Below are 20,944 nucleotides of genomic sequence, written 5' to 3' on the forward strand. Positions count from 1 at the left end.
TTAAATTTTACAAAAAGAGGTGTGTGTGATGAAAAGGTGGATGTTACTTGCAGCATTTGCGTTGCTTTTAATAGCTCCACAAATTGCCTATTCAATGCATATAATGGAAGGTTTTCTACCTCTTAAATGGTGTATAATATGGGATATAGCTTCTTTGCCTTTTGTGGTTATAGGACTTATAGCGATAAACAAAAAAGTAAAAGAGAATCCAAAACTTAAGATGCTTTTAGGTTTTGCAGGTGCTTTTGCATTTGTGCTTTCAGCACTTAAAATACCTTCAGTTACAGGAAGTTGTTCGCATCCAACCGGCGTAGGACTTGGAGCTATACTCTTTGGACCTTTTGCTATGAGCGTTTTAGGCCTTATAGTCCTTTTGTTTCAGGCATTACTTTTGGCCCATGGCGGCATAACGACTTTGGGCGCTAATACATTTTCCATGGCTATAGTAGGGCCAATTGCTTCCTATTATATATTTAAAGGGGTAAAAAAAGCAGGTGGTCCAAATTGGCTTGCAGTATTTTTAGCTGCCTCAATTGGGGATTTGCTTACATATGTAACTACCTCCTTCCAACTTGCTATTGCTTTCCCTGCTGAAGTAGGCGGCTTTACAGCCTCATTTTTAAAATTTATGGGGATATTTGCAGTGACACAGGTACCTTTGGCAATAAGTGAGGGGCTTTTAACTGTGCTCGTAATCAATATGCTAACTGCCTACAGTAAAGAAGAACTCATTGAACTTAAGGTTTTAGAGAAAGAAGGTAAGGCAATATGAAGGATAAAAAGTTTTTAATAAAGAATTTGATATTGGGCTTGTTGGTTATTTTACTGGTGGTGTTTCCCCTTGTTACTATTAAAAATGCTGAATTTGCTGGTGCAGATGACAGGGCGACAGAAGCTATTGCTCAGGTAGACAAAAATTACAAGCCATGGTTTAAACCAATTTGGGAGCCACCAAGTGGAGAAATTGAAAGCCTTTTGTTTGCCTTACAGGCTGCAATTGGTGCAGGCTTTTTGGGATATTATATAGGTGTTGCGAAGGGGAGAAAAAATGCTAATAGATAGTTATGCTTATACCAACAGGATGTACAATGTACATCCTGTTGAAAAACTTTTATTTGCTTTTTTGACTATGATTTTATGCTTTGAATTTGATGCCTATACAAATATTGCAGTAATTATTTTGGTATTTGTGATAACTGTATTTAAAGCGAAAATTCCAGCAAAAGTGTACATTAAGCTTATGTTAATTCCCTTTTCTTTTTTGATAATAAGCATAATAACACTTATTATAAATGTGATAGGGAATAAAAGTGCTGCATTAATAAGCTTTAATATTTTGGGGGTAACTTTAGGAATTACTGCACAAGGCATTAATACTGCTGTTATTTTATTCTTTAGAACTTTAGCAATAGTGTCTTGCTTGTATTTTCTTGTACTCACTACTCCTGTAGTTGACATTATAAATATCTTAAAGAAATTGAAAATTCCATCACTATTTTTAGAGTTACTTCAATTAATTTATAGGTTTATATTTGTTTTAACGCAAGCTGCTAATGAGATCTATATATCTCAAGATTCAAGGTTGGGATATGCCACATTAAAAAATGGCTACAGGTCTTTAGGACTTTTGATATCCTCTCTTTTTATTAAGTCCTACAAAAATTCAGAGGATTTATATGTGGCTTTAGAGGCAAGAGGTTATAATGGAGAGATAAAAGTCCTCAGTAAAGATTACAAATTTTGTTATAAAAATATAATATTTATTGTTTTGATAGAACTAATTTTAATAAGCGCATCAATGCTTTTAAGAAGGTGAACTATGAAAGAGCAGTTTATATTAGAAGCTATAAATATTACTTTTGAGTACAGCGACGGCACAAAAGCTTTGAATGAAGTAAATATGTCGATAGAGGAAGGTAAAAAGATTGCAGTTTTAGGTCCAAACGGTGCAGGCAAGACAACACTGTTTTTGCACTTCAATGGGATTTTGAAACCCAAATTAGGAAAAATATTATACAAAGGTGAAGAGATAAATTACAGTCATAGCGAACTTGTAAAACTTAGAAAAAACGTTGGTATTGTTTTTCAAAATCCTGACATACAACTTTTCTCTGCCAATGTATACCAAGAAATTTCTTTTGGCCCTATGAACTTAGGCTATTCAGAAAATATAGTAAAAGAGAAAGTTGAAAACGCCATGAAAGAAACGAGAATTATTGATTTAAAAGACAAGCCTACCCATTTTTTAAGCTATGGGCAGAAAAAAAGCGTTTCAATAGCTGATATTATAGTTATGGAGCCTGAAGTTATTATATTGGATGAGCCAACAGTTTATTTAGATCCTAAGCATGTTCAAGAGGTTATGGGTTTATTTGACAAATTGGTTGAAGAGGGAAAGACAATTATTTTATCAACTCATGATGTGGACTTTGCTTATTCATGGGCTGACTATATATATGTCATGAAAAATGGAAAAGTTGTTGCAAAAGGCGAGCCCACAGTTGTCTTTGCTAATGCAAAAGAACTTGATTGGAGTGATTTGAGAAAGCCTATGCTTTTAGAGATATATGAAATTTTAAAAGAAAAAGGAATTATAAACGGAAGTAATATACCAAAAAATATAGAGGAATTAAAGAAGTGTATAAAATAAAAAAGCTGCTGAAAACTCAGCAGCTTAAAGCTATTCATTTTTACTTTCTTTTTGTCCTTGAGGGAAAAATTGATGTAGAATATCCAAAGATAGAGGGAAAACTACGATATTTGACCTGTCATTAGCTATTTCTCTTAAAGTTTGAAGATACCTAAGTTGCAGAGAAACGGGTTGTGAGGCTATGATGCGAGCAGCTTCAGCAAGTTTTGCAGCTGCTTGATATTCTCCATCAGCGTTTATAATTTTAGCGCGGCGTTCTCTTTCTGCTTCTGCTTGTGCTGCCATGGCCCTTTGCATGCTTTGTGGTAGTTCTACATCCCTTATTTCTACAAGATTTACTTTTACTCCCCATGGCTCTGTTCCCTCATCTATAATCTCGCGGAGCCTTTTGTTTATTTCTTCTCTGTGAGATAATAATTCGTCTAAGTCAGACTGACCTAAAACGCTTCTTAGTGTAGTTTGTGCCAGCTGAGATGTTGCTCTTATGTGGTCCAAAACTTTTATAACAGCGTTGGCAGGGTCTATTACTCTGAAGTATACTACTGCATTTACTTTAACAGTAACGTTGTCTCTTGTAATTGCCTCTTGTGTTGGTACTTCCATTGTTATGACTCTCAAATCTACTTTTTGCATTCTCTCTATTATAGGAATCAAGAAAAATATTCCTGGCCCCCTTACACCTACGTAGCGTCCAAGACGAAAAATCACACCCCTTTCGTATTCCTGTACTATTCTAATGGATGCGGAAATTAAACTTATAAGGATTATTAATAAAGTGAATAGAAATGCAAAACTCTCAATCATTTTTTTTACTGCCTCCCTCTTTTATTTTTTCAACTTTAACTGTCAAACCCTCTACTGCTGTAATGACCACCTTTTCGCCTTTTGCAATATACTCTTTAGATTCTGCTTGCCACCTTTCTCCTTCTACTAAGACTATGCCATTTGGATTAATATCACTTACTGCAATACCTATTTCACCAATTAGACCTTCTACTCCTGTGACTACTTTTCTCTTTTGAGCTTTTATAACAGCAGCTAACAAGAAAGAAACAAAAACTGCCATGAAAAAGGCTGTTGCGAAAACTACTCCTTTGTTAATAGTGAGTCCCATTTGGTTTCCACTAAATAACATTAAAGAGCCAAGTACGAAGGAAGTTATACCGCCCACTGCTAAAATGCCATGGCTTACAACAAACGCTTCAGATGCCAAAAGCACAAGCCCTAATATGACAAGAAGCATTCCACTTAATTGAGCATTTAATGTTCCAAGTGTGTAAAGGCCTAAAAGTAAGCTTATTCCTCCTGCCACACCGGGAAAGATAGCACCAGGATGATAAAGCTCCAATACAATACCCAAGATACCAGCGCTCATGAGAAGATAAGCAATATTTGGATCGCTTATTGCAAAGAGAAATTTTTGAGCTGAAGACATTGGGAAGTATTTGATTGGACCATCAGTTTGCAAAGTTGTAGTTGTGCCGTCAAAATTTTTGACTGTAAGGCCGTTTATTTTTTTTAGAAGGTCGTTTAAATTAGTAGCTTTAAAATCGATTAAATGGGCATTTAATGCTTCTGTGTCAGTAAAAGATTTGCTTTCAATAACTGCCATTTCAGCATTTTTGGGGTCTCTCCCCCTGTTTTCTGCGATACTTCTTATCCAAGCAGCAGCGTCATGAGTGATTTTTTGCTTTTGTACATCTGATAAAGCAGTGTCGTCTTCCATTGACACAGGATGGGCAGCGCCTATTCTACTTCCAGGAGCCATTGCAGCGACATTTGCTGAAAGTGTTATGAAAGTACCAGCCGAACCCGCCCAAGCTCCTGCGGGGGAGACATATACTACAACAGGAATAGGAGAATTTAGTATTTTTGTGACGATTTTTTGAGTAGTAGAATACAAACCGCCAGGGGTAGAAAGTTCTATGACTATACAACTTGCACCATTTTTTTCTGCCGTTTCAAAGCCGCTTTCAACATAATCTGCAACAACAGGTACAATTGGACCATCAATGGATAGTACATAAACGGGGCTTTGGGGCGGAACTGCTTTTAAAGAAGAAAATGGCATGATAACAAAAATTAACAAGATTGTAAATAGTAAAATTTTCCTTAAATTAAACACTTTTTGTTCCCCCTTTAATAACATTTTAACATAACTGAAAAATTTTATATAGTATTTTATGTGATTGGCAGAATTTTTCTTGAAGGATTTTTTATAAAAATGTAGAATTTAATTTATATGTTTATTGATTTATATATTCGACAAAAAAGTCGAAAACCTTTTTTATTTTTAACCTAAGAGGAGGATATTTAATGGCGTTTTTTAAAGTTGAAACAGAAGAAGACATAAAAAATTTAAATTTTCTCGAAAGAATTTACGGAATTCTATTTAAACCTTCAATAACAATAAAAAATTTAATGTATCAGCCAAAACTAGTTTATCCTGCCATAGTGAAAATTGTTGGGATAGTATTTCTTTATATCTTACGTTATCCTGTATATGAAAGACATATACGTGAACTTTTAAAAATGAGGTTATCGCAACCAGATGCAGGATTTACGCCACAGGAAATAGATTTAGCTATTAAGTTAGCGCCAAAATCTGTAATAACTTCTACGCTTATAAATAATACACTTTCGTGGATTTTTATCGTGTTAGCTCTTTATGCTGTAATCAAATGGGTATTTAGAGGAAAAGCGGATGTAGCACAATTATTTTCAATTACTGGTTATGCCTATACTCCTGTTTTAATATATTTTCTAATATGCTTTATTGCATCCTTTTTTACAGGACAGCTTTTAGTGGATATGTCACCTGCATTGTTGTTTCCTTTGTTAAAAGGAACTACAATATATGGCTTTTTGAGAAGTATTGATCCCTTCATGGTGTGGCAGTTTGTTATAATAGCTATAGGAATAAAAATGTCAAGTGGAATAAAGAAGAGCGATGTTTATTGGGTTACAGCTTTTGCGTTTCTTGTGACAGTGTTTGTGAATATTGATTATTATAAACTGCTGGACTAAAAATCAAACAAAGGGGACGGTTCCTTTTGTCTGAGGACCGTCCCTTTTTACGTATTTACAGCATCTCTTCTAAAGTTTTTTTAATTTCAATGAGGAAAATTTCTGTGTTTACAACAGTTTTATTTGGCAAGTCAGATAAAGCGGCTAAGTCTTTTGTCATTATCCCTTTTTCAATTGTCTTTAAGGATGCTTTTTCAAGCTTATCTGCAAAATCAACAAGGTCTTTTATTCCGTCAAGTTCTCCTCTTTTTTTCAAAGCGCCTGTCCATGCAAAAATTGTAGCAATAGAGTTAGTAGAAGTTTCTTCACCTTTAAGGTATTTATAATAATGCCTTGTAACTGTTCCATGAGCCGCTTCAAATTCGTATTTCCCATCAGGAGAGACTAATACCGATGTCATCATGGCGAGGCTTCCAAATGCTGTTGCTACCATATCTGACATTACATCGCCGTCATAATTTTTGCATGCCCAAATCATTCCGCCTTCAGACCTTACAATTCGAGCTACGGCATCGTCAATAAGGGTATAGAAATATTCAATTTCTGCTTCCTCAAATTTTTCTTTATATTCATTTTCATATATTTCCTGGAATATGTCTTTAAATCTGTGGTCATATACTTTTGAAATAGTGTCTTTGGTCGCAAACCACAAATCCTGTTTCGTATCTAAAGCATAATTAAAACATGCTCTTGCAAAACTTTTTATTGACTCATCAGTATTGTGCATACCGAGTATAACTCCAGGGCCTTCAAATTCATGTATTGTCTGCCTTGCCACTTCTCCTTTTTCAGAAGTAAACACAAGTTCTGCTTTGCCTTTTTCAGAGACTCTATATTCTACGTCTTTGTAAATATCCCCATAGGCATGTCTTGCAATTGTAATGGGTTTTTTCCATGTTTTTACGAGAGGTTTGATACTTTCTACAATAATAGGTGTGCGAAAAACTGTGCCATCAAGTATTGCTCTGATTGTACCATTAGGGCTTTTCCACATTTTTTTGAGATTGTATTCTTTGACCCTTTCTGCATTTGGAGTGATTGTGGCGCATTTTACCCCGACTCCGTACTTTTTTATTGCGTATGCTGCATCAACTGTGACCTGGTCATTAGTTTCGTCCCTGTTTTTGATTCCAAGGTCATAATATTCTGTTTTAAGGTCTATATAGGGCTCTAAAAGTATTTCTTTTATCAATTTCCATATGATTCTTGTCATTTCGTCCCCGTCCATTTCAACAATAGGAACCTTCATCTCAATTTTTTGTGCCATTTTCTTCTCCCCTTTGTTTGAAATGTAACAATAAAATTTTTAAAATATTTTATTGCGATTTTTTATCACAACTTGATTCTATTATATAGAATATAAGGGATTTTTGCAATATCTATTAATTGAGCTTTCACAACTTGACCTAAATACAGGACAGACAAAGGGGACGGTTCCTCTTGTCTGAATTTTTCAGACAAGAGGAACCGTCCCCTTTGTCTTTTTAGCTAAAAAGAACCATCCCAGAAAGTGGAGGGACTGTAAGAATACTGCCTGAAAGTGTCCAATCGCCTTTTTCTATGGGGAGAATTCCAGCTTTTCTATTGTCAACAACCACCTTCCAATTCCCTTGGGGGATTTTTACCTCAACTTTAGATTTTGTTGGATTGTAGATTACAGTAATTTTTTTCCATGGATCGCTATTGGCATTATCTGAAATTAAGAAAGCAATTGTATTTTTTGGGGATTTTATAAAATGAAGCTTTGACTTTATTTCTTCTGCTGTTCGCATCCTAAAGGAAGGATGTTCTTTCCGTAGCTTTATTAAGCCCTGATAATATTCAAATACTTCTTTGTATATAAGTTTTCTCGGCCATTCCAGCTGATTTATTTCATCCCCTGCGTTGAAACTGTTGTTATTTCCCTTTTTTGTCCTTAAAAATTCTTCTCCAGCATGTATAAAAGGGATACCTTGGCTGGTGAGTATTATCATAGTAGCAAGCTTATCCATAAGTATTTTTTCTTCTTCTGTGGCATCTGGATTACTTTTTGAAATTTTGTCCCATAAAGTCAGATTGTCATGGCATGAGACATAGTTTACAGTCTCCTGCGGATTTATTGTAAAATCTTTAATTTCAGCAGAATATTCTATTGAACCTACTACTCCTTTCATAATATCCTTCTCAACATTTTTCTTGCCAGTGGCAAATCCCTTGGATTCATCATCAGGGAATCCCTTTATTGCATTTCTGAAATTGTCATTAAATACAGCTATTCGCGTGCCTTTTTGTGCTCCTTTTAAAAATTGCTTTTCTACAGGCAAGACTGAAGGGCCCGCTGTCCACGGTTCCCCATATAAGAGCAAAGAAGGATCTATAGAATGTAGAGTTTTTTCTATTTCTTTCATTGTATCTATATCGTGAAGTCCCATTAAGTCAAATCTAAAACCATCTACATGGTATTCTTTTACCCAGTATTTCAAAGAATCTATTATTAATTTTTTTACCATTGGCCTTTCAGATGCAGTTTCATTACCGCAGCCAGAACCATTGGAATAACTGCCATCGGAATTATGTCTGTAAAAATATCCTGGTTCAACTTTGTCAAAAATAGAATTGAGCACAGTATAAGTGTGATTATAGACTACATCCATAACCACCTGTATTCCTGCTCTGTGAAGGGAGAGTATCATTTCTTTTACTTCTTTTATTCGTGATATAGGGTCATTTGGGTCTACAGCGTAACTTCCTTCCGGAACAAAGTAGTGATAAGGGTCATACCCCCAGTTGTATCCTCCCTTTAATTCATCTACACTTGCAAAGTCCTGAATGGGAAGAAGGTGAACATGAGTTATGCCTAATTCTATCAGGTGGTCAAGGCCGGTTTTCACCCCTTTATAACTCGTACCTTTTTCTGTAAAAGCGAGGTATTTGCCTTTGTTTTTGATGCCAGAATCTTTGTGAACAGAAAAATCTCGAACGTGAAGTTCATATATTATGGCATCAACAGGGTTATCAAAAGAAGGCTTTACATCTTCTGACCATCCAGGAGGGTCTGTATCTTTAAGGTCAATTACTACACCGTGTGTTCCATTTGCTGTTAAAGCTTTTGCGTAAGGGTCTACAGTTTCGACGAGTTCGCCTTTTCTGAAGATTTTGTAGGTGTATAAGACATTTTTTAGGTTTTCATTTACAGTAATAAACCATGTACCTCCCTCGCTTTTTTCCATTTCTATTTCTCGTTTTTTATCATCCTTAAAAAGGCATAAATATACTTTTTCTGCGGTTGGAGCCCACAGCCTGAATTTCGAGTACAAGGGATTAAATGTGCATCCCAAGTCATCTCCGTTATACACCGGATATTCTTCAAAGTTTTTGTACATTACTAATTCTCCTTTCTTATTTCATCATATGTTTTTTCTTTCATTAATTCTTTTAAAAAGTGGAAGTAGTGAGGAAATTATTCTTTGTTGTAAAAGGAAATCTAAAAGGAATTACCCTCCTAAAAGAAAAATTGTCTTTAGAAATATTATAATACAAAACCTTACAAATTTCAGTAAAAATTTTCTTGAACAAGATTGTGGAAAATGCTATACTAAAAGCAAAGATATGATATAGTTATTCTGAGTTTTTTAAATCTTGCCTTTATTTTTTCATCTCTTTTTTCAGTTCTTTGATTTTTCCCCTGAGGAATATATAAAAAGGGGTGTTTCAAAATGGCAGTCCAGTATAAAAATTCAACTATCTATCTTTCCGATATCAGAAAATTCTTAAAAGGGGAACATTTCAGAGCTTACACCTTTTTAGGCAGTAGATTTATAAATTATAGGGGAAAAGAGGGGACAGTGTTTTGCGTCTGGGCGCCTAATGCAGTTAGGGTAGGAGTTGCAGGTGATTTTAATAATTGGGATGCAAAAAATCACATGATGCTCAAAGTAAAAGATTCAGGGCTGTGGTGGATTTTTATAGAAGGCTTAAAAGAAGGGGAACTTTACAAATACGAAATTCACACAAAAGACGGAAAAAGGATTTTAAAAACAGACCCTTATGCCATTTTTTCAGAAGTGCGACCTAACACTGCTTCTATTGTCAAAAATTTGCCCGAGTATCAGTGGCATGATGAGGACTGGATGTTAAGGAGAAAAAGCGAAAATATTTTTGAAACTCCTATAAATATTTATGAACTTCACTTGGGGTCCTGGAGAAGAAAAGAAAATGGAGAATTGTTAAACTATAGAGAAATTGCCGATTTACTTGTACCTTATGTAAAGGAAATGGGGTATACTCATGTGGAATTGCTGCCCTTAATGGAACATCCTTTAGATATGTCATGGGGATATCAAATAACGGGTTATTTTTCTGTAACAAGTCGCCATGGCACTCCTGAAGATTTTATGTATTTTGTCGATAAACTGCATGAACATGACATTGGAGTAATTATGGACTGGGTTCCAGGGCATTTTTGCAAGGATGCGCATGGCCTTTACAATTTTGATGGGACCCACCTTTACGAATACGATGACCCTTTCATAAGAGAAAATGACTACTGGGGGACAGCAAACTTTGACGTGTCAAAGCCGGGTGTAAAAAGCTTTCTCCTTTCCAATGCTTATTTCTGGTTTAAAGAGTATCATATAGACGGTTTGAGATGTGATGCCATTTCTAATATGCTCTACCTTCATACCCGTTCTGGAAGGCAGGAAGTTCACGACCAGGTGGTTTCCTTTCTAAGAGATGTAAATAGACTTATCTTCACCAATTTCCCCAATCCTTTGATGGTGGCGGAAGAATCAAGTGCATATCCTTTAGTCACTTATCCTGATTATGGTGGAGGGCTTGGTTTTAATTACAAATGGGACATGGGATGGATGAATGATACTCTAAAATATATGGCATTTCCCCCTGAAGAAAGAAAGTGGAATCACAATCTCCTCACTTTTTCTATCATGTACACTTATTCAGAAAATTTCATTTTACCTCTGTCACATGATGAAGTTGTGCACGGGAAAAAATCTTTGCTTGATAAGATGCCTGGCACTTATGAAGAAAAATTTGCAAATCTCAGGGCTTTGTACGGCTATATGATGACTCATCCAGGGAAGAAACTGCTTTTTATGGGTGGAGAATTTGGGCAGTTCATAGAATGGGACTTTAAGAAGGAGCTAGATTGGTTCTTGCTTGATTATCCAATGCACAAAAGTCTGCAAGAATATGTAAAAGATTTAAATAAAATATATCTTTCCAATAAAAGTCTTTATGAAATGGACCATTCTGAAGAGGGTTTTCTATGGATTGATGTCAACAACAGTGAACAGAGCATTATCTCTTATATCAGATTTGCAAAAGACAAAAAAGACTTTTTGGTGGTGGTGTGCAATTTCAGTAAGGTATCTTATCCCGTCTACAGAATAGGGGTGCCAGAATATTGTTTGTATAAGGAGATTTTGAATAGTGATGAAACAAAATACGGAGGGAGAAGCTTTGTGAACGAAAATCTCATTGAAGCTGAAAAAATAGGAATACACGGCAAGCCTTACAGCATACAAATAAAATTGCCTCCTCTTTCCGCAGTGATATTAAAACCACAATATGAGTGAGGTGAATTTTATGGAAAGGGAGATTATTGCATTAATTCTTGCAGGGGGCCAGGGTAGCAGACTTGAATTGCTGACAAAAACAAATGCAAAACCTGCAGTAGAGTTTGGGGGTAAATATCGCATAATCGATTTTACTCTAAGCAATTGTTCTAATTCTTCTATAGAAGTGGTAGGAGTTTTGACCCAGTATCAACCTCTTATACTTCACTCTCATATAGGTATAGGCAGTGCCTGGGATTTGGACAGGGTCAACGGCGGCGTTACAATACTTCCTCCCTATACTGAAGAAAGGGGAGGTAAGTGGTATAGTGGGACTGCTGATGCTGTGCTTAAAAATATAAACTTTGTTGAAAGATATTCTCCGGAAAATTTATTGATTCTCTCCGGGGACCATGTGTACAAAATGGATTATCTAAAAATGCTTAAATTTCACAAGCAAAAGGATGCTGATGCCACAATTGCTGTTACAAAAGTGCCAATAGAGGAGGCTTCGCGCTTTGGAATAATGAATACTTATGAAGATTATAGGATATATGAATTTGAGGAAAAGCCAAAAAAACCTAAAAACACATTGGCTTCAATGGGAATATACATTTTCAAATGGGATAAGTTGAAAGAAGTTTTGATGGAAGATGCTCAAGACGAAAGTTCTTCTCACGACTTTGGCAAAGACATAATTCCCAAGATGCTTAAAAAAGGGTACAAGATGTATGCCTATGTCTTTAATGGATACTGGAAGGATGTAGGTACAATAAGCAGCTATTGGGAGGCAAGCATGGACCTGATAAAAGAAGACCCATACTCTCCAAAAGAAGAAGAATTAAGACTCTTTGACGGAAGCTGGAAAGTTTACAGCGCCTCTTTTGCATATCCTCCTCAGTATATCGGTCCCTCTGCAAAGATTTCAAATTCCCTTATAGTGGAAGGATGCATAGTCTTTGGAACTGTTTCTAATTCGATTTTGTCTTATGGGGTAGTTGTGGGAGAAAAAGCGGAGATAATAGATTCTATCATTATGTCTGACGCAGTGATTGAAGACGGGGCAAAAGTCGTAAAAAGCATAATTGGACCCAAAGTGGTTGTGAAAAGAGGGAGCATTGTAGGAAATTGTAAAGAAATAACCGTTGTGAGAGAGGGAGAGATTGTAATGGAAAATGTGAATTAAAATAACTGAAGGGAGGAGAATTTTATGCTTGCCAACTATATAGGTGTGTTAAATTTAAATGAAGAAGAGGGTAATTTAAAAAGTCTTACAGTAAATAGACCTCTTGCTTCTGTTATAATTTTTGGAAGATACCGTGTGATAGATTTTATACTTTCAAATCTTGTAAATGCTGGTGTGAAAACTGTAGGAATTTTTGGGCAGACCCACTCCCGGTCCTTAGTTGACCATTTAGGTACCGGCAAACCTTGGGATTTAAATAGAAAAAACGGAGGCTTGTTTATATTTAATTATTCTTTGGAAAATCCGCCTATAAGCGATGCAAAACTTTTAAAAAATAATATGGAGTTTTTTTACAGAAGTTCCGGTGACCACATAATACTTGCTTCTTCCAGGATGATATACAAAATTGATTTCAATGAAGTTGCCAGATATCATGAAGAGATGGGAAATGATATTACGGTTTTGTATAAAAAAGTAAATGATACTGAAGGAAGATTTTTAAACTGCGATGTGCTCAATTTAGGTGATGAGAATGAAGTTTTAAGTGTGGGAAGACTTTTAGGGCTTAATGCAAGTGTCAATATTTCTATGGAGACTTTCATATTGAAAAAAGAGCTTTTAATAGACTTTATTTACAGGGCTATAGAGAAGAGCAAATACAATTCCTTTAAAGAGTGTATATATGACAGTTTAGATAAATTAAAAGTAGGAGCGTACGAATATAAAGGCTATTTGAGCTGTGTAAACTCGGTTAGAAACTATTATTTAACTTCAATGGATATATTGGACTTGAGAGTAAGGAGAGAGCTGTTTTTTGAAGGAGGTAAAATTTATACAAAAACAAATGACTCGCCTCCTACAAAATATTACGAAGGATGTGAGGTGGAAAATTCTCTTATTTCAAATGGCTGCCTCATAAAAGGGCGGGTCAAAAACAGCATAATCTCAAGGGGGGTTGAGATAAAAGAAGGGGCAGTGGTGGAGGATTCTATAGTGTTTTCAAATTGCATAATCGAAAAAGGGGCATTTTTGAAAAATGCCATACTGGATAAAAATGTTATAATAGAAGAAGGGAAAAGATTAATTGGGGACAAAAAGTTTCCTGTTGTCATAGAGAAGGGTGAAATAGTTGAAAATTTGCTTAGAAAGGCGGGGGAAAATATAAGATGAAAGTACTGTTTGTAGCTTCAGAAGCCTATCCTTTTGCAAGGGTAGGAGGTCTTTCGGATGTCGCTTATTCTTTGCCAAAGGCATTGAGAGGGTTGGGTTTGGATGTAAGAGTCATGCTTCCTAAATATGGACAAATACCCCCGGAGTACATAGCTCAAGTAAAACACATTGCAAATTTTATAGTGCCTGTGGGCTGGAGAAATCAATATTGCGGAATTAAATATGTAGAATTTGAAGGAATTCCTTATTACCTTTTGGACAATGAATATTATTTTAAAAGGCATCAATACTACGGATATTATGACGATGGGGAAAGATTTGCTTACTTTAGTAGAGCCATTTTAGAATCTATATATTATTTGGAGGATTTTAAACCGGATATAATCCATTGTAATGACTGGCACACAGGCATTGTTCCCGTTCTTTTAAAGGCTCACTACAGCGAGAGCGATGTGCATAGAAAAATAAAAACAGTATTTACCATACATAATTTAAAATTTCAGGGAGTATTTCCTAAGATAGTTTTGGGAGACCTCCTGTCTCTGGGAGACGAGTATTATGCAGAGGATAAACTTAAATACTATGATGGGATTTCTTTTATGAAGGGGGGAATCATATACTCTGACAAAGTGACGACTGTCAGCAAGACTTATGCAGAAGAGATAAAAACTCCTTTTTACGGTGAAGGCCTTCATGGACTGCTGGAGGGAATAGGGGACAAATTAGTGGGAATAGTTAATGGAATTGATTATGATTTTTATAACCCTGAGACGGATAAAGACATATATATAAATTACGACATAAATTCTTTTGATAAGAAGAGGCAAAACAAAGTGATGCTTCAGAAAGATTTAAAACTCGAAATAGGAGAGGATATACCTTTAATAGGGCTTGTATCAAGGCTTACCAGCCAGAAAGGAATTGATTTGATACTCGCCGTATTAGAGGATATTCTGCGCACAGGAGCTCAGTTTGTTGTTCTTGGCACAGGAGAAAAGAATTATGAAGATTCTTTTAAATACTTTGCTTTTAAATACCCATCTCAAATGGCTGCAATAATTGATTTTAGCGACTCTATGGCCAAAAAGATATATGCATCCTCGGATATGTTTTTAATGCCTTCTTTATTTGAACCCTGTGGTATAAGCCAGCAGGTAGCCCAGAGGTATGGAAGTCTTCCAATTGTGAGAGAAACGGGGGGACTTAAAGATACAGTGACTCCCTATAATGAGTACACTGGCGAAGGGAATGGTTTCTCATTTACAAACTACAATGCCCACGATATGCTTCATGTAATAGAGTATGCCCTATCAATATATAAAGATAAGGATAGGTGGAATAGCATAGTAAGGCAGGCTATGGAAGTAGACCACAGCTGGAATGCTTCAGCTAAAGAATATCTTTTGCTTTACGAAAGCTTGTTGATAGATTAAAGCAGTGTTATATTAATGGGAGGAGATTATTCTCCTCATTTTTATTATATCGCCTATAATAATAGAAAATGAGAATATGATAATCAACTATTGATAAAAAAATTGCGGATGAAGCATCAATGGTAATAAAACTGCTGGCTGAGAAAATAGCAACTGAGTACGAAAAGATAGTAAAAGAAAAAGAGCTAAATAAGATAAAGATAAAATTAAATGACAACCAGATAAAAATACTGGCATTAGAGGCAAAGGGATACAGAGAATTAGACATAGCAGAAGCTCTTGGGATAGGGGTTGTGACTGTGAAATATCACAAGAGAAAAATAGTAGAAAAACTTGAGGTAAAAAATATCAAAGAAGCGGTGGCAAAGGCGATTAAGCTAAACTTGATAGATATGGACTAAAATTTGGGGCTATACTTTAGCATAATTTTTTTGCTTAATTATGTAAACATTAACTGGAAATGTAATAAAAACTATACTAAAGTATAGTAGACATTGAAAAATTTGTATGTTACAATAGCTGTAGAAAAGTTTGGTAGATTAGGGGGGATATAAACAATAATATGTTTTTTAATAGGGGTAGAATCTATAGAGACAAACTCACTGAAGATAACGCCCATATTTTTGAGGATATTGACCTGGTTTTGAAAGATAGAGGTCAAAAGAGAACTCATTAATAAAAAGGCGGAAAGTCCAATAAGAAGGAAGAGGTTTAAGGATGTTAAAGCCACAAAGATGAGCAATGATAAGATTATTGCGGAGATAATCTAAGAGGTCAGAAATTGTACCGAATCTTAAATCTTAATGGCAATAAAAGCTCTGAAAAGTGCATGATGAGAATAATCCTTACGGCCAGGACTAGAGGAAGGGAATTCAGGTATTGCTGAACCAGAGGGAATTGTAGATCTTGCTGTCGCAGCTGTTCTGGCTGCTACAGTTTGGGACGTTGTAGGTGTAGTTAATTACGTTGCTGCATATTTGGTACAAACTGTGGTAGCTGTTACTACTTGGGTTAAAGCGATTGAACCTTCCACAAAATAATAAAATCAATTAGTTTGATAAATTGTACAAATTTAGAAGAAATTCTTGCTTATTGTATGGGCAAGAATTTCTTCTAAAATTTTAGATGATAAGAAGTTCAGTCTTTCCCGAGTGGTAATGCTGCTTTACCAGTATTCCACAGAGGTGAGTTCAAAATTATCTCAGTGAACTAAAAGGGACCTTCCACTTTTAAGTTTATTAGAGACAAAGGACCATTTAAATAAAAATGAGAATTTTAATTATGGGATTGTTTTACCAGGGTAAAAATGGTTTTTTAAGGATTTAATTTGTGTGTTTATTATTAAATTTTTAATGTGGATTACAATCGGATTATAAGGAAGGTGTTAATATATGAATGATTTTATAGGGAGATTATTTCTAACTTTTGGTATTCCATTATTCTTTTTGTTAATAGGGGTGGTATTAAAGTATTTTCCTCCCAAAAAAATAAATTACTTTTATGGCTATAGAACTGAATTTGCTACAAAAAATGAAGATGTTTTCAAAGAAGCAAATAGATACTCTGCCAATTTATTCATTTTGCTTTCGATATTGTTATTTGTAATTAATGTAATAATGTTCATTTTTAATGTATCTTCAGCTATAATGGGAATATCCTTTGGTATTTATATAATCCCTTTATTTATATCTATAATTTATCTTACAGAAAAACATTTGCACAAAATATTTGATGAAAATGGGGTAAGGCGAGATTATAATAGTAATAGAAGTTATAAAGTAAAAGGAGTAGGAGATTTAAATCATATAAATTCAAAAAATGCCATTAAAACTGAAAAAAAATATGTTATCTATTTGTCGCTGTTAATTTTTGCTATATCTACAATAATTAATTTAATTTTATATATCAAATTACCACCACAGGTGTATATTCACTTTGGATTGACAGGAAACCCAGATGAGTGGGTTATTGAGAAAACTATAGCAATAGTGGTAGATGAAATTATATTGATATTAGGATGGTTAGGTGTTTTTCTACCCTATTATTGGATATTTCAAATAAGAAGAAATAGATTTTTAATAATATTCCTCTTACTGATATATTCTTTTCTTGAATTGGTGATATTTGATACATTATATTACAACATATATAAAATGCATATAATAAATTTTGTTACATTAGTAGTTTTTTTACTAGTATCTTTTTTGTTAGTTGTAATTGGTATATTGCATGAAAATAAAAAAGCTAGATAAAAGTAATAAAGTTAAGTCCATACAATTATGTAAAAAGAGATGAGCCGTTTTCAGCCCTCTGGTCAGAATAGAAATAGGAACAAACCAAAAATCTCAATTGGAGGGATGAGAAACGGCTCAATACAATATTATCATAGAAGGAGTTTAGTTACTACGGTTGGAACTTTTACCCTGTTTACAATTTCTGAGCTTTGTAAAAATCTTAATCCTTTTATTACGGTATGGAATTCAAGATTTTTAAGAGAAATATTTTCCCTTTATTATAATTCATAATCCGGTATTCCTCTAATAAAGCTTTGTTAATGGGGCAAGATGAAAAATGGGGTTAAGGAAGAAAGTATTTAGATATAACTGAATATTTCAAGTGGAAAAAATTCAAAAAAGCTAAGGACGAGGTTTGCTTTTTAATAAAATAACCTTTATCAGCGCTGTTAGTTTTTAACAACGTGGAGGAGTCCTGGTGTCAAAGACCGATAAAAGCCTGGAGATAGAATGAGTTGAAAAGTAGAGAGAGTAATCAAATTCTAACTAGAGGGATTTTACATAAAAATTCGGATTTGACCATCTACATACCTTATATTGCTATTGGATTAGGAATAATTACTTTTGCTTTTTATAAATTTTTGATTTATTTTGGAACTAAAAGATATTATGAAATTAGTTAGTACAAAATCTTATATTTGATTTGGAGGTTGACTATGAAAAAAGAGGAGTATAAACATATATATTCAGTACTAAAGCCTTACTTAATAAAGGAGGTGATCTTATAAAAAATAAGCGTATAATAATCTTATCCTTAATAGCGGGAGTAGTATTGAGCCTTTTTATATATTATGATTACTACAGCTATAATAAAAGTCATTTTCAGATTTATCTATATCAAACAAACGATGCACCTAATTTAAATTATACGACGAAAAGCAAACATTTTAAAATCAATACAACGATTGAGATCGGGAAAAAGTTGCAAATATCAAATGATAATTCTACGATTACAAAATATATAAAAGATATGCAAGATTCAAATAAATATACTTCATTACGTTATTCTATAAAGATAGAAAATATAAGTGATAAGGTATTAAAAAATGTTAAAATAATAGCTTTTTTAGATAAAAGCCTTGAACCTTATATATTTTCATGATTGTTATATTTTGGAACACCAATTCAACAGAGAATAGATTTAAATTATCCGAATTCTAAGTTAAAAGATAATATTATATATGTTGGTGCTTCATCTTGGCTACCCAATCTGTCTCAAATAGATGCAGATGAAAGGCAGAAAATATTAGATTCAATCAAAAAGCCTATAAAATTGATAATAAAATGGGACGGTGGGGAAGAAGACTTATTGCTGCAAAATTTTGATATAAAAATGTATTGATGGCTCTTAATAGGGCTATTTTTTTATACTTAAAAATTTTTTAAAAAACTGTAACAAATTCTTTAAAAATTTGTCTCAGACTGTTGACAAAGTTTAAAAAGTGGCATTTTGTGTGTAAATGCGACTTGTTGTCAAAGCGGTAACTAAACTTTGCGAACTTGAGAAGCGAAGGCGGAGCGAGCGAAGCGAGCGGCCACCTGAGCCAGAAGGGCGAATTGGCCGGTACCCCGCCGGAGCCCGAAAAGTGAGCCTTAGTTTAGTCGCTTTGCAACTCTGGAGCATTGACACAAAATGCCACTTAAATTAATATGAGTTTTGTCAACAAACTGTAACAAATTCTTTAAAAATTTGTCTTATATTATAAAGAGCTAATTTATCGAAAAGAGTTTTAGAGGTGGTACGATTATGAATGATATTTATGATGAATTGATTAGGTCAATCGAAGAATCAAAACTTTCAGGTGTTGACCCAAATAAAAATAGTTTTAATAAAATACTTGATAAAAGAGAGTTGGATAGGCGAAAAGAAGATTATAAAAGCATAATTTAGTATAGTTGTTATTCTACGATGAGCTGTATTGACATAATGATACGCTTAATCATGTATTCTTCATCGCTTGTTGGCACAAGCTTGTAATAAAGGCTTGTGTGGTTAATACTTAAGAGCTCAGCCTGTATGCTAATACTAAACTTTTTATCACCCCTATCAATCATTTTCATGCGTTCCTCAAGAGATTTAGAATTGGCCGGATTTTTTTAAGCCAGGTATTCTCATATGAAAGCTTCCCTATTTGTTTCAATAATTCCTCATTCTCCTTTTCATATGATTTTTTGACCTTTTCTAACTCAGTCAGTTTCTTTGCCAAACACCTTTGCTGCATTATTGACAAATTCTGCTTTCCAGCGGCAAATCATATTCGGATGTATTTCATATTTAGCAGTAATTTCACTAAGTGTTTTTTCTTTTCGCAATACCTCTAATACAATTTTTCCTTTTTGTTTTGGTTTGAAATTTCTTCTCTTATTTATAACTATATTCTAACTTATTTTCCTCTCTTTGTCTGTATAGTTTTCTGGTATAATTATAGTTTCCCATGACCCCAGTTTGTCTAAAATTGCGGATAAAATAATTAAGTTTCCTATTAATCAAAGAATTTTTTAGAAAGTTAATAATTTTACTTTATGATTAATTTTTAAATTTATAAAGGCAGAGGAGAAAGGTGAGTGGGCATGTAGTTGTCACTAACGGTGTATAATTGACCTAGAAATAACAAGGAGAGGAGGTATTCTCCTCAATTTTTTTAATTTCTAATTGTAAAATATTAGGCGAAAAATGCATTTTCGTTCCCCAAAATGACACTTTCGTTCCAAATTTAACAAATTTTGCTCTAAATATTGTATAATATTAAAAAACGGTTCAATCTTTTTGGGGGTATAAAAAATGAATTTTTTATGTTCACAGGAGGAGCTACTTTCTTCATATAAGAGATGTAGTAAAATAGGTATTGATCCTTCAATAACTGCACCATTAGTGGTACTGAATTCAGAAGATTTGCAAAAGAAAATACATAACAATAAAGAGCTCATAGAAGCTTTTCATATGAGTGTAGAAGAGGATTGGGTAAAAGGAGAATATCTATTTTTACTTACTGACGTTGAAGGATACTTATTAGAAACGAAGTGTAGTATAAAAGAAGAAAGATGTATAAAAGATTCTGGGTTTCGCTTAGGGATATCCTTTGAAGAAGAAAGCTGTGGTACAAATGCAATTTCAATGGCAATGCGATTAAAACGAATAGTTTACATAAGACCCCAAGAACACTACTGTGACATATTCAAAAAATGGCACTGCATTGATTCACCTATAATAGTAGAAGATGGGGAGATAATGGGTTATATTGATATATCAACTATTGATAAAAAGATTGCGGATGAAGTATCAATGGTAATAAAACTGCTAGCTGAGAAAATAGCAAGTGAATATGAAAAGATAGTAAAAGAAAAAGAGCTAAATGAGATAAAGATAAAATTAAATGACAACCAGATAAAAATACTGACATTGGAAGCAAAAGGATATAGAGAATTAGACATAGCAAAAGCTCTTGGGATAGGGGTTATGACTGTGAAATATCACAAAAGAAAAATAGTAGAAAAACTTGAGGTAAAAAATATCAAAGAAGCAGTGGCAAAAGCGATTAAGTTAAACTTGATAGATATGGACTAAAATTTGGGGCTATACTTTAGTATAATTTTTCTGCTTAATTATGTAAACATTAACTGGAAATGTA

Annotated in this window: 19 protein-coding genes and 2 pseudogenes; 15 read left to right on the top strand and 6 right to left on the bottom strand. The window is 34.1% G+C overall.

Features of this window, described 5'->3' with window-relative positions:
- Nucleotides 1-28 precede the first annotated feature (28 nt).
- Genes BUB32_RS01540 through BUB32_RS01555 form a run of 4 tightly spaced genes read left to right on the top strand, consistent with a single transcriptional unit; the run spans nucleotide 29 to nucleotide 2,650 of the window.
- Nucleotides 29-772: an energy-coupling factor ABC transporter permease gene (locus BUB32_RS01540; protein WP_072966844.1), complete on the top strand. Its 744-nt coding sequence runs from the start codon at nucleotides 29-31 to the stop codon at nucleotides 770-772.
- Entirely contained in the window at nucleotides 769-1,062 is a 294-nt protein-coding gene (locus BUB32_RS01545) for an energy-coupling factor ABC transporter substrate-binding protein (RefSeq protein WP_072966846.1), read from the top strand. The genes BUB32_RS01540 and BUB32_RS01545 overlap by 4 nt, the downstream gene beginning before the upstream one ends.
- Entirely contained in the window at nucleotides 1,049-1,816 is a 768-nt protein-coding gene (gene cbiQ, locus BUB32_RS01550) for a cobalt ECF transporter T component CbiQ (RefSeq protein ID WP_072966848.1), read from the top strand. Before BUB32_RS01545 ends, cbiQ begins: the two co-directional genes overlap by 14 nt.
- Before the next feature lie 3 nt (nucleotides 1,817-1,819).
- A complete protein-coding gene (locus BUB32_RS01555) occupies nucleotides 1,820-2,650 on the top strand; it encodes an energy-coupling factor ABC transporter ATP-binding protein (protein WP_072966850.1) in 831 nt (276 codons plus the stop codon).
- 30 nt (nucleotides 2,651-2,680) lie between these two features.
- On the opposite strand, the gene BUB32_RS01560 is transcribed toward BUB32_RS01555, so the two are convergent.
- Entirely contained in the window at nucleotides 2,681-3,454 is a 774-nt protein-coding gene (locus BUB32_RS01560; RefSeq protein ID WP_006569198.1) for a slipin family protein, read from the bottom strand.
- Entirely contained in the window at nucleotides 3,447-4,775 is a 1,329-nt protein-coding gene (locus tag BUB32_RS01565) for an NfeD family protein (protein WP_072966852.1), read from the bottom strand. The genes BUB32_RS01560 and BUB32_RS01565 overlap by 8 nt, the downstream gene beginning before the upstream one ends.
- A gap of 191 nt (nucleotides 4,776-4,966) precedes the next feature.
- Here BUB32_RS01565 and BUB32_RS01570 point away from each other — a divergent pair, with 191 nt between their 5' ends.
- Nucleotides 4,967-5,677: a YIP1 family protein gene (locus tag BUB32_RS01570; protein WP_072966854.1), complete on the top strand. Its 711-nt coding sequence runs from the start codon at nucleotides 4,967-4,969 to the stop codon at nucleotides 5,675-5,677.
- 55 nt (nucleotides 5,678-5,732) lie between these two features.
- On the opposite strand, the gene BUB32_RS01575 is transcribed toward BUB32_RS01570, so the two are convergent.
- Both BUB32_RS01575 and pulA read right to left on the bottom strand, forming a co-directional pair.
- On the bottom strand, nucleotides 5,733-6,944 hold the full coding sequence (locus tag BUB32_RS01575) for an NADP-dependent isocitrate dehydrogenase (protein WP_072966857.1): 1,212 nt from the start codon (nucleotides 6,942-6,944) through the stop codon (nucleotides 5,733-5,735).
- A 217-nt stretch (nucleotides 6,945-7,161) separates the two neighbouring features.
- A complete protein-coding gene (gene pulA, locus BUB32_RS01580) occupies nucleotides 7,162-9,039 on the bottom strand; it encodes a type I pullulanase (protein ID WP_072966859.1) in 1,878 nt (625 codons plus the stop codon).
- A gap of 333 nt (nucleotides 9,040-9,372) precedes the next feature.
- On the opposite strand from pulA, the gene glgB reads away from it, so the two are divergent.
- The 5 genes from glgB to BUB32_RS01605 all read left to right on the top strand — a co-directional run bounded on the left by glgB (nucleotide 9,373) and on the right by BUB32_RS01605 (nucleotide 15,422).
- Entirely contained in the window at nucleotides 9,373-11,253 is a 1,881-nt protein-coding gene (glgB, locus tag BUB32_RS01585; protein ID WP_072966861.1) for a 1,4-alpha-glucan branching protein GlgB, read from the top strand.
- Nucleotides 11,254-11,263: 10 nt separating this feature from the next.
- Complete coding sequence (locus BUB32_RS01590; protein ID WP_200773835.1) at nucleotides 11,264-12,418, top strand: glucose-1-phosphate adenylyltransferase; 1,155 nt, start codon at nucleotides 11,264-11,266, stop codon at nucleotides 12,416-12,418.
- A gap of 24 nt (nucleotides 12,419-12,442) precedes the next feature.
- Nucleotides 12,443-13,588 (top strand): glucose-1-phosphate adenylyltransferase subunit GlgD, encoded by a 1,146-nt coding sequence (gene glgD, locus BUB32_RS01595; RefSeq protein ID WP_072966866.1) that lies wholly within the window; start codon nucleotides 12,443-12,445, stop codon nucleotides 13,586-13,588.
- Complete coding sequence (gene glgA / locus BUB32_RS01600; RefSeq protein ID WP_072966868.1) at nucleotides 13,585-15,021, top strand: glycogen synthase GlgA; 1,437 nt, start codon at nucleotides 13,585-13,587, stop codon at nucleotides 15,019-15,021. The genes glgD and glgA overlap by 4 nt, the downstream gene beginning before the upstream one ends.
- Before the next feature lie 119 nt (nucleotides 15,022-15,140).
- Entirely contained in the window at nucleotides 15,141-15,422 is a 282-nt protein-coding gene (locus tag BUB32_RS01605; RefSeq protein WP_072966870.1) for a helix-turn-helix transcriptional regulator, read from the top strand.
- Nucleotides 15,423-15,589: 167 nt separating this feature from the next.
- Here the strand turns inward: BUB32_RS01605 and BUB32_RS13255 are convergent.
- Nucleotides 15,590-15,907: pseudogene (locus BUB32_RS13255) on the bottom strand (transposase); the annotation flags it as partial.
- Between the two features lie 505 nt (nucleotides 15,908-16,412).
- On the opposite strand from BUB32_RS13255, the gene BUB32_RS01610 reads away from it, so the two are divergent.
- From BUB32_RS01610 to BUB32_RS12620, 4 genes are all read left to right on the top strand, one after another.
- The gene (locus BUB32_RS01610; protein WP_072966872.1) at nucleotides 16,413-17,273 is read left to right on the top strand and encodes an SdpI family protein; all 861 of its coding nucleotides are present in this window, start codon (nucleotides 16,413-16,415) and stop codon (nucleotides 17,271-17,273) included.
- Between the two features lie 964 nt (nucleotides 17,274-18,237).
- Entirely contained in the window at nucleotides 18,238-18,417 is a 180-nt protein-coding gene (locus BUB32_RS13030; protein WP_234949196.1) for a hypothetical protein, read from the top strand.
- Nucleotides 18,418-18,657, top strand: coding sequence for a hypothetical protein (locus BUB32_RS13035; RefSeq protein WP_234949197.1), 240 nt, complete (start codon nucleotides 18,418-18,420; stop codon nucleotides 18,655-18,657).
- A gap of 405 nt (nucleotides 18,658-19,062) precedes the next feature.
- Entirely contained in the window at nucleotides 19,063-19,206 is a 144-nt protein-coding gene (locus BUB32_RS12620) for a hypothetical protein (protein ID WP_234949198.1), read from the top strand.
- A 26-nt stretch (nucleotides 19,207-19,232) separates the two neighbouring features.
- Here BUB32_RS12620 and BUB32_RS13040 read toward each other — a convergent pair.
- Nucleotides 19,233-19,685 (bottom strand): annotated as a pseudogene (locus tag BUB32_RS13040) (transposase); the annotation flags it as partial.
- A 412-nt stretch (nucleotides 19,686-20,097) separates the two neighbouring features.
- Here BUB32_RS13040 and BUB32_RS01630 point away from each other — a divergent pair.
- Nucleotides 20,098-20,880 (top strand): helix-turn-helix domain-containing protein, encoded by a 783-nt coding sequence (locus BUB32_RS01630; protein WP_072966876.1) that lies wholly within the window; start codon nucleotides 20,098-20,100, stop codon nucleotides 20,878-20,880.
- Nucleotides 20,881-20,944: the final 64 nt, after the last annotated feature.

The sequence above is a fragment of the Thermoanaerobacter uzonensis DSM 18761 genome, from assembly GCF_900129115.1.
Classification (GTDB): domain Bacteria; phylum Bacillota; class Thermoanaerobacteria; order Thermoanaerobacterales; family Thermoanaerobacteraceae; genus Thermoanaerobacter; species Thermoanaerobacter uzonensis.